The 3,426-nt window shown below is 68.0% G+C and carries 1 protein-coding gene and 2 pseudogenes; 2 read left to right on the plus strand and 1 reads right to left on the minus strand.

Going from position 1 to position 3,426, the window contains the following annotated elements; all coding sequences use genetic code 11:
* Positions 1 to 44 precede the first annotated feature (44 nt).
* Positions 45 to 422 carry a YqhA family protein gene (locus tag HLA95_RS26750; RefSeq protein WP_191062562.1) on the minus strand — a complete coding sequence of 126 codons (378 nt, stop codon included), beginning with the start codon at positions 420 to 422 and terminating at the stop codon, positions 45 to 47.
* A gap of 357 nt (positions 423 to 779) precedes the next feature.
* Between HLA95_RS26750 and HLA95_RS26755 the strand changes: the two are divergent.
* Positions 780 to 1,828 (plus strand): annotated as a pseudogene (locus HLA95_RS26755) (patatin-like phospholipase family protein).
* A 4-nt stretch (positions 1,829 to 1,832) separates the two neighbouring features.
* Positions 1,833 to 3,286 (plus strand): annotated as a pseudogene (locus HLA95_RS26760) (GntP family permease).
* The last annotated feature ends 140 nt before the right edge of the window (positions 3,287 to 3,426 follow it).

A 3,426-nucleotide genomic window follows, 5' to 3' on the forward strand; every position in this document is an offset into this window, starting at 1 on the left:
TCTCTCGGGTCCACATCCCGAGCTTCCACCACAGCCGTTCTGGCTCAGCAACCCATTCTCAAACAGGCTCTCAGGCCGTCGAAGTCGCTGGTGCGCAGCCACATGGGTGCCGGGATCCCGCGATCGATGAACAGCGAGTAGAGCCCGAAAGCGACCACCTGGAGCACCGTCGCGAGCAGGACGAGGTCGACCAGCTTGATGCTGGCGAGAAACATCTGGCGATTGGTCAACTGCGCATCGCCGGGCGATACGAGCAGGATGACATAGCGGCCGGTCTCGATCGCACCGAACGCCAGCAGAGTACATGCCGCCACCATGAGGGATAGGATCCCGATCAGCGTGATCAGCTTCGAGACCCACAAAAACAGCCGCACCCCGGGATGAATGGCGGTGGGGCGAGGCGGATCGGCCTCAGTCGCCATGGGGCGACCGCGTGAAGTGCGGCTGGCAATGGCAGGTCGTCGGGCGCATGGACCGCCGCAACTCCCAAAGTCGTTCAGCGAACATATTATTACACAATTGTCTTGTCAAAGAATCGCCTCCAGAGTATTGGAGAAGCACGACTGCGTCGTCCCGAGCGCATGACTGTTGCCAGGGGAAGATGCCGTCGTGACGGTCGGCTCCTGGTCGGCGAAACGAGCGCACCTCTCGTTCGGCAAGGCGTCTTGCCGGGATGGTCGTCGGCTCTTTGGCCGCTACCGGAATCGGCCGAAGCGACGGGCGGCCGGCCGGGCAGGCCGTAGCCTCGTTCCCTGTTCATCTGCTTTGCGCGAGGTTGCATGCCGACCGCATCAGCCACCGGCAGCATCGGCGATTGCAGCCCCGTCCTGATCGATCTCGCCCTGCAGGGTGGCGGGTCGCACGGGGCGTTCACCTGGGGCGTGCTCGACCGTCTGCTGGAAGAGCCCTGGTTCACGATCGACGGCATCACCGGTACCTCGGCGGGTGCCATGAACGCGGCCGTGCTGGTCGCCGGCCATGCCGCCGGCGGGGCTACGGGCGCCAGGGCGGCGCTGGAGCGGTTCTGGCGCAGCGTGTCGCGCGCGGCCCTCGCCAGCCCATTCCAGCGCGGTCCGCTCGATGTGCTGCTCGGCCGCTGGACGCTCGACAACTCGCCGATGTTCGTGGCGCTGGACCTGACCTCGCGCCTGTTCTCGCCCTACGACCTGAACCCCGGCGGCAACAACCCGCTGGAGGCGATCCTGGCCGAGCAGATCGACGTCGATCGGCTGACCGACGCGCCGATCCGGCTGTTCGTCACCGCGACCAGCGTGCGCACCGGTCGCGGGCGGGTATTCCGCAACAGCGAGGTGCGGCCCGAGGTGCTGCTGGCCTCGGCCTGCCTGCCCACCCTGTTCCAGGCGGTGGAGATCGATGCGAGCCCTACTGGGACGGCGGCTATTCCGGCAATCCGACCATCACGCCGCTGGTGCGCGAATGCTCGTCGAGGGACACGATCCTGGTGCAGATCAACCCGGTGGAGCGGCCGGGCACGCCCAGGTCCGCGCGCGACATCCTGAACCGGCTCAACGAGGTGTCGTTCAACGCCGTCCTGCTCAAGGAGCTGCGGATGATCGCCCTGTTACGGCGCATGGCGTCGAGTTGTCGTGACGAGGCGGCGGCCTGGGCGAACATGCGGGTCCACCGGGTGAGCAGCACCAAGCTGCTGGAGCTGGGCTACTCGTCCAAGCTCAATGCGGAGTGGGACTTCCTGACCATGCTCCGCGACGAGGGCCGACGGGCAGCCGCGGCCTTCCTTACCCAGCATGGTGACGCCCTGGGCCAGCGCTCGTCCCTCGATCTCGACCAGTTGCTCGAAGGCCTGTGAGCCGATGGGGCTGGCCGGCATTCTCCTGGGCCTGGCTCTCCTGGTGTGGCTGGCGTTCCCGGGCTGGAGCGTGCTGCTGCTGGCACCCCTGGCAGCTCTGATCGCCGCTGCCTTCTCCGGGGAGCCGCTGCTGGCGCACTGGACCCAGACCTTCATGGGCAGTGCCGCCCGGTTCGTCGCCCAGTTCTCCCGCTGTTCCTGCTGGGCGCCCTGTTCGGCAAGCTGATGGAGGATTCCGGCTCGGTCACCACCATCGCGGCGTTCATGACCGAACGGCTGGGCGCCCGCCGCGCCGTACTGGCGGTGGTGCTGGCCGGTGCCTTGGTCACCTATGGCGGGGTCAGCCTGTTCGTGGCGATCTTCGTCCTAGTGCCGATGGCCCAGGCCCTGTTTCGCCAGGCCGACATCCCGCGCCGGCTGATGCCAGCTGCGGTAGCGCTCGGCACCTCGACCTTCACCATGTCGGCACTGCCGGGCACGCCGGCCATCCAGAACGCGATCCCGATGCCGTTCTTCGGCACCACCCCATTCGCGGCACCGGGCCTGGGCATCCTCGCCTCGGTGATCATGCTGGGCTTCGGTCTCTGGTGGCTCGGGCGCAGGGAAGCCGCCGCCCGGCAGGTCGGCCAGGGCTATGGCGCGCTGCCTGCCTCGCGGCCGGAAGACGCTGCCGCGGACGAGCTGGTGCGCGAGCGGGCCACCATCGCCCGCGAGTTCGATCCGGCCGAGATCGACCGCGGCCGTCGCGCGCCCGATGGCCCTCCGGTTCTGTTCGCGGTGCTGCCGCTGGCCGTCGTGGTGGTCGTCAACTTCCTGATGGTGATGCTGGTGCTGCCGCGCCTGGACACCGGCTACCTGGCCAAGGAGCGGTTCGGCGGCGTGTCGCTGGAGGCGGTGGCCGGCGTCTGGTCCGTGGCGACCGGGCTCGCGGCCGCGATCCTCGTCCTGCTGCTGGTGAGCGGACGGCGGCTCGTCACCCTCCGGGTCAGCATGGATGCCGGCGCCAATGCCTCCGTCCTGCCGATCCTGAGCGTGGCGAGCCTGGTGGGCTTCGGCGCGGTCGTGGCGGCGATGCCGGCATTCGCCCTGGTGCGCGAGTGGGTGCTGTCGATCGGCGGGGGGCCGCTGGTCTCGCTGGCCGCCGCCACCAACATCCTGGCAGCGCTGACCGGCTCCGCCTCAGGCGGCCTCACCATCGCACTGGACGCGCTGGGCGCCACCTATTTCGAGATCGCCAAAGAGGTCGGCATCGACCCGGCGCTGCTGCACCGCGTGGCGGTGATCGGCGCCGGCACGCTCGACAGCCTGCCGCACAACGGCGCCGTCGTGACCCTGCTCGCCGTCTGTGGCTCGACCCATCGCGAAAGCTATATGGACCTGTTCATGGTGGCGATCGTCGGCGTGGTCCTGGCACTGGCAGCGGTGATCACGCTGGGTTTACTCCTCGGCTCGTTCTAGGTAGGGAACTCAAACAACCTTCTGCAGCTTCATGGCTTTTAGTCGGCTGATCAGGGACGCAGGCTGAGGAGGGTATGGCGGATGGCACATCTGTACTGGCTGTCGGACGCGGCCTGGGCGCGGATCGAGCCGCATCTGCC

This window comes from Geminicoccus harenae (genome assembly GCF_019800005.1).
GTDB classification, from domain to species: Bacteria; Pseudomonadota; Alphaproteobacteria; order Geminicoccales; family Geminicoccaceae; genus Geminicoccus; species Geminicoccus harenae.

Coding starts and splice junctions, on each gene's coding strand:
- HLA95_RS26750 (WP_191062562.1), bottom strand. CDS start 422: ATGGCGACTGAGGCCGATCCGCCTCGCCCCACCGCCATTCATCCCGGG.